This is a genomic window from Candidatus Binatia bacterium (genome assembly GCA_035631035.1).
Taxonomy (GTDB): domain Bacteria; phylum Eisenbacteria; class RBG-16-71-46; order SZUA-252; family SZUA-252; genus DASQJL01.
This window is the reverse complement of the sequence record DASQJL010000101.1, coordinates 1-6,136: the sequence shown is the minus strand read 5'-3', so window position 1 is coordinate 6,136 and position 6,136 is coordinate 1. Positions and strand designations below refer to the sequence as shown.

At 73.1% G+C, this 6,136-nt stretch carries 4 protein-coding genes; 3 read left to right on the top strand and 1 reads right to left on the bottom strand.

The annotated features are described in order from the left end of the window. The first annotated feature begins 6 nt into the window (after positions 1-6). A complete protein-coding gene (locus VE326_10830) occupies positions 7-468 on the top strand; it encodes a metallophosphoesterase family protein (GenBank protein ID HYJ33702.1) in 462 nt (153 codons plus the stop codon). Between the two features lie 35 nt (positions 469-503). Here the strand turns inward: VE326_10830 and VE326_10825 are convergent, their stop codons facing one another. Then, positions 504-2,276, bottom strand: coding sequence for a S8 family serine peptidase (locus tag VE326_10825; protein HYJ33701.1), 1,773 nt, complete (start codon positions 2,274-2,276; stop codon positions 504-506). A gap of 30 nt (positions 2,277-2,306) precedes the next feature. On the opposite strand from VE326_10825, the gene VE326_10820 reads away from it, so the two are divergent. Both VE326_10820 and VE326_10815 read left to right on the top strand, forming a co-directional pair. Then, positions 2,307-5,603 (top strand): PD-(D/E)XK nuclease family protein, encoded by a 3,297-nt coding sequence (locus VE326_10820; protein ID HYJ33700.1) that lies wholly within the window; start codon positions 2,307-2,309, stop codon positions 5,601-5,603. Beyond that, a partial coding sequence (locus VE326_10815; GenBank protein HYJ33699.1) for a UvrD-helicase domain-containing protein occupies positions 5,600-6,136 on the top strand: 537 nt, incomplete at its 3' end. The genes VE326_10820 and VE326_10815, both read left to right, overlap by 4 nt.

Below are 6,136 nucleotides of genomic sequence, written 5' to 3'. Positions count from 1 at the left end.
CGTACGCTGATCGGCGTCATCTCCGATACGCACGGGCTCCTCCGCCCGGAGGCGCTCGAGGCGCTGCGCGGCGTCGAGGCGATCGTGCACGCCGGAGACGTGGGCCGTCCCGACATCCTCGAGGAGCTGCGTGGGATTGCGCCGGTGACGGCGGTTCACGGGAACGTCGACCGGGGCGCGCTCCTCCGCGACCTGCCCTCCACGGCGATTCTCGATGCGGGCGGTGCCTCGATCTACGTGCTCCACGACCTGTCCCAGCTGGACCTGAACCCGAGAGCAGCGGGATTCGGCGTGGTGGTGAGCGGGCATACGCACGCTCCCGTGATCCGCCAAAAGGACGGCGTGCTCTATCTCAATCCCGGAAGCGCCGGGCCCAGACGCTTTGACCTGCCCGTGTCGATCGCCATGCTGACGGTGGTGGACGGTGCGCCGAGCGCCGCGATCATCGAGCTTCCGATCGCGCCGTAGATCGAGGGGCGGAGGCGCCCAGCTGCCCCGCGACGCTAGGGCCGAATCAAGACCACCTTCGAACGGACCTCGGCGCCGCCGGCCGTGAGCTGCGCGAAGTAGACCCCGGCCCCGACCCGGGCGCCGCGATCATCCTTCCCATCCCATGCGATCGCGCGGGACCCGGCCGACAGGGAGCCCTCCACCAGCGTGCGCACGCGCCTCCCCGAGGCGTCGTACAGCGCCAGTCGCGCCCGCGCCGCGGCGGGCAGCGCGAACCGGAGCTCGCCCGCTCCCCGCAGCGGGTTGGGAACGGCCACGACGCGAGGGAGCGCGGGAGCGGCGACGTCCACCGCCACGGCGGCCGGGGCCTGCGTGACCGCCCGCTGCGCGTTCACCTTCGGCCCGATCGGATGGTCGTAGGCCACGGCATCGCCGGTCGCGATGACCTGCTGCATGACGAGCTCCGGGGTGAGGCTCGGGAACCGGGCGCGAACCAGTCCGCACACCCCCGCCGTGAGCGGACAGGCGAACGACGTGCCGTCGCCGTACATGTAGGGGTTGAAGCTGTCCCAGTTGAACAGGAACTCGTAGTAGAGCTGATCGAGGTCGGTGAAGGTGTAGTTGCGGCAGATGGTGGACCACATGGAGGCGCCCGGCGCGGCCACGTCCACCCAGTTTCCCCAGTTGGAAAAGCTGGCGCGCAGGTTGGCGCCGTCGGTGGCGGCGACCGCGAGCACCCGGTCGCACGCGGCGGGATAGGCCTTCACGCTGCTGCCGTCGTTCCCCGCGGCGGCCACGCAGACCGCTCCCCCGAACACCGCCATGTCCACGAGCGCCTGGAAGAACTGGGGAACGCCGGGATCTCCGGGTCCTCCGAAGCTCATCGAGATCACCGACGCGTGCTGGTCCACGGCATAGGCGAACGCGCCCGCGATCGCCTCCGACGTGATGCCGCTGTCGGGATGGGCCACCTTGAGCGGCATGATGCGGCAGCTCCACCCCGCTCCGGCGATCCCGTCGCCGTTGTTCGTCGCGGCGGCCGCGATCCCGGCGCAGAACGTGCCGTGGAATCCCACGTCGAGCCCCGAGGGATCGGAGGTGTACTCCGGATTCGGGTCGTTGTCCCCCACCCCGAAATCCCACCCCTGCCAGTCGTCCACGTACCCGTTGCCGTCGTCATCGATGCCGTTGCCGGGAGTCTCGCCCCGGTTGTGCCAGATCTTCGAGGCGAGGTCGGGATGCCCGGTGTCGACGCCGGTGTCGATGATCGCGATCGTGACCGACGTGTCGCCGCGCGCGGTGTCCCATGCGTTGGGCAGATGGATATTCGCCCCGTTCGGATCGTCCACGTACCACTGGTAGCTCAGGTAGGCATCGCTCGGCTCGGTGAAGAAGAGGCCGAAGCGGTAGTTCGGGCTGGCGGCAAGCACCTCGCCCGTGCGCCGGAGCGCCTCCGAGGCGGCCACGGGATCGAACCCGGGCTCCCGGCTGGAGAGCACCCAGACCCGCTCGGACCGGGCGGCGCCGATCGGCGGGTCCCGGTCGACCCGGCGGGAACGGTCCAGCCCCTGAGCCGTGAGCGCTCGGGCAAGCGCGGCGCGAGCGCTCTTCGGCCGCGCGCCGGCGCCGGTTTCGAGCACCTCGTTCTTGGCGATGACCACGACCTCGTTCGGCGCGTAGCGCAGCGCGCGCGGCGTCGCGCGCACCGCGAGCGGTCGCGGCGCCGGCGCGGCGGCGGCCGGCGCGGAGAAGAGCGGCAAGGCGAGCGCGACGGCGATCGCGACGGACGTCAGAACGTGGCCCCTGCGAGCAGACGTGAGTGGCATCGGGTCCATCCTCGTGCGAATGTTATCTCCGTGATCCGTGATCCCAGGCAAACCGCCCCGCCGGAGGCCGGGCCCAGGGCCCTGCTCGTCTCCTCCGACGCCTCCGCCCGCCTCGCGGCCGCCCGGCAATGGATCGGCTCGCTGCCCCGCGATGCTGAGGCGCTGCTGCTGGCCTCGCACGGGCATGCGGCCGACGAGGTCGCGCGCGTCGACGCCGCCGACCACGGGGCCCGCTTCGGACTGCGCCGCGCCACCCTTGACCGCTTGGCCTTCCAGCTCGCGGCCCCGGCCCTCGCGCGGCGCGGCGCCGCTCCCGCCACCTCGTTGACCCTGGCCGCGGTCGTGGCGCGCGCGGTCCACCGGCTGCTGGAGCGCGGGTCGGCGGGCCGTTTCGCGGAGATCGCCGGCCGCCCTGGATTCCCCCACGCCGCGGTGCGAACGCTGGAGGAGCTGCGCGGCGCGGGGATCGGCGCCGGCAATCTCCGGGCGGCGCTGCCGGATGCGGCCGACCTGGCTTCGATCCTCGAAGGGATGGAGCGGGAGATGGGCGACCTTCGGCTCGCCGACCGGGCCGAGGTGATCCTCCTCGCGGCCGCCGCGATCGAATCGGGCGAGGCGTTCCCCGCGCCGCGACCCCTGCTCCTGCTCGATCTCGCTCCCGTGCAGAAGGTCGAATGGGACCTCGTCGAAGCCCTCGTCGCGCGGTCGCCGCGCGTCCTGGCGACCGCTCCGCGCGGCGATGCCGCCGCGATCGCCCGGCTCGAAGCGATGCTCGGCGTCTCGGCCACCTGCCCCGACGGGAAGGAAGCCGAGACCTCGCTCGCGCTTCTGAAGCGCCATCTCTTCGAGGACTCCGGCCCCGATCCGCGCGACATGGACGAGACCGTGTCGGTCGCCTCCTGGCCGGGCGAGGCGCGCGAGTGCGTCGAGATCGCGCGTCGGATCCAGGAAGAAGCATCGGCCGGTGTCCCGTTCGACCGCATGGCGATTTTTCTCCGTTCTCCGAACTCCTACCGGTCCCACCTGGAAGAGGCGCTCCGCCGTGCCGCGATCCCCGCCCACTTCGCGCGCGGTGCGCTGCGGCCCGATCCAGCCGGTCGTGCCCTTCTGGCGCTCCTGGCGTGCGCGGCGGAAGGACTCTCCGCGCGGCGGTTCGCGGAATATCTCTCCCTGGGCCAGGTGCCCGATCCCAGCGGCGCCCCCGACGAGACCTGGGCGCCTCCGGAGCACGAGCTCGCGCCGGCGGTGGCCGGCGCGGCGGCGCCGGGGAGCGCGCTCGGGAGCGCCGACGAAGGCCGCGCGCCCGACCCGGACGCCGGAATCTCCGAGGGAGGGCTCCGCGCTCCGTGGCGGTGGGAGCGACTGCTCGTGGACGCGGCGGTGATCGGCGGGCGCGACCGCTGGGCGAGGCGCCTCGACGGCTTGATCGAGGAGATCGCGCTACGGCGAAAGGACCTGGACGGCGACGACGCGCGCGCGGCCGGGCTCGAGCGCGTCGCCGCGGATCTCGACCACCTTCGCGCTTTCGCGCTCCCGCTGATCACGCGGCTCTCCGAGCTTCCCGCCGGCGCCACGTGGGCGGTCTGGCTCGAGCGGCTTCGCGACCTGACCACCGCGGCGCTCCGACAACCGCACGGCGTCCTCGGCGTCCTGGCCGAGCTCGCGCCGCTGGGGCCGGTCGGTCCGGTGGATCTCGTCGTCGTGCAGCACGTGCTGGCGCCGCGCCTTCGCGACCTGGCGTCGCCTCCGGAGAGCCGCCCCGAGGGCGCCGTGTTCGTGGCCCCGATCGAGATGGCCCGCGGGCTTCGGTTCGACGTGGTCTTCGTGCCCGGGCTGGCCGAGAAGCTCTTTCCGCCACGCATCCTGGAAGACCCGCTGCTCCCCGATGAGGCGCGCCGCGCCCTGGGCGCGGACCTCCTCGCCACCCAGGACTCGCGCGTCCAGGAGCACCGGCTCGCGCTTCGCCTGGCGGTGGGCGCCGCGGGCCTCCGGGCCGCGCTCTCCTGGCCGCGCGTGGACGTGGAGATGGCGCGCGCCCGCGTGCCCTCGTTCTACGGCCTCGAGGCGATCCGCGCCATGGAAGGGCGTCTCCCCGGATTCGACGAGCTGCGCGGGCGCGCGGAGACCGGCGGATCGTCGCGGCTGGGATGGCCCGCGCCCGAGAATCCCGCGCGCGCGATCGACGACACCGAGTACGACCTGGCCGTCCTGGGACGGCTCAAGGACGCCGGGAGCGACGCCCACGCGGGCGCGGCGAACTACCTGCTTGCCGCCAATCCCCACCTGGCCCGCGCGCTCCGCGCCCGAGGACGTCGCTGGCTGAAGAGATGGAGCTATGCCGACGGCCTGGTGGATCCCGATCCCGACGCGCTCGCAGCGCTCGCGCGCCACCGCATGGGCGCGCGCTCCTTCTCGCCGACGGCGCTGGAGCGCTTCGCCTCCTGCCCCTACCAGTTCTTTCTGCAGGCCGTGCATCGCATCCAGCCGCGGGAAGAGTCGGAGGCGCTCGAGACGATCGATCCCCTCACGCGGGGCGCGCTCTTCCACCAGATCCAGTTCGAGCTGCTCACCGCCCTGCGCGATCGCGGCAAGCTCCCGCTCGACCCCGGGCACCTGGAGGAGGCGGACCGCATTCTCGAGGAGGCCGCCGGCCGCGTGGCCGAGGAATGGAAGGAAAAGGTCGCGCCCGCCATTCCGCGCGTCTGGTCGGACGGCATCGGCGCGATCCGCGCCGACCTGCGCGAGTGGCTGCGGCGCTCCACCGAGGGCGCCCAGGGCTGGGTGCCTCATCGCTTCGAGCTCTCCTTCGGGCTCGCCGATCGCGACCGTCCCACGGCCGACGCCTCCAGCGTGCCCGATCCCGTGACCATCCTGGACGGGGTCCGCCTGCGCGGCTCGGTGGACCTTGTGGAGCGCCGCGCCGACGGCGCGCTTCGGGTCACCGACCACAAGACCGGAAAGGCGCGCGTGGACGCGGGCGCCGTGGTCTGGGGCGGACGGACGCTCCAGCCGCTCCTCTACGCGCTCGCCGTCGAGGAGCTGCTCCAAGGCCGCGTCCTCTCGGGGCGTCTCTACTACTGCACCTCCGACGGCGGGTTCGAGGAGCGGGACATTCCGCTCAACGAGGACCATCGCGCCGCGGCGGGAGTCGCGATCGGCGTGATCGGCACGGCGCTGGAGCAGGGCTTTCTTCCCGCCGCCCCACGCCCGGACGCGTGCCGCTGGTGCGACTACCGGCCGGTCTGCGGCCCGAACGAAGAGGTGCGCACGGCGCGGAAGACGCGCGAGCGGCTCGAGGATCTGGAGCGGCTGAGGGACATGCCGTGAGGCGGCGACCGAAGGCCGACTCGGCGACGGGCGATCTCTTTGCGGCGACGGAGCCGGATATGTTCGCGCCGGCGGAGGAGACCGTGCCGGAGCCGGTGATGGCGGAGTCGGTGATGCCGCAGGCGGCCAGGCCGGGACCGATCGAGCCGACGCCGGCAACGCCGGCCCCCGAGCCTCCGGCCAGACCCGCCGTGCGCCGCCGTCCGCAGCCCATCGGCCCTGCCTTGGCCGATCAGGGCCAGCGCGACCTCATCCGCACGGCACTCGACGACACGCTCGTCGTCGAAGCGGCTGCCGGCACCGGCAAGACCACCGAGCTGGTGCGCCGCATGATCGCGATCCTCGAGGGCGGCCGCACCGAGCTGGACCGGATGGTGGCCGTGACCTTCACCGATCCCGCGGCGGGCGAGCTGAAGCTTAGGCTGCGCACGGCGATCGAGGTGGCGCGGCTCGACGCCTCGCGCCCGCCCGCCGCGCGGGAGCGCCTCGCGGCCGCGCTCCCCAAGCTGGAGGAGGCGCGCATCGGAACGATC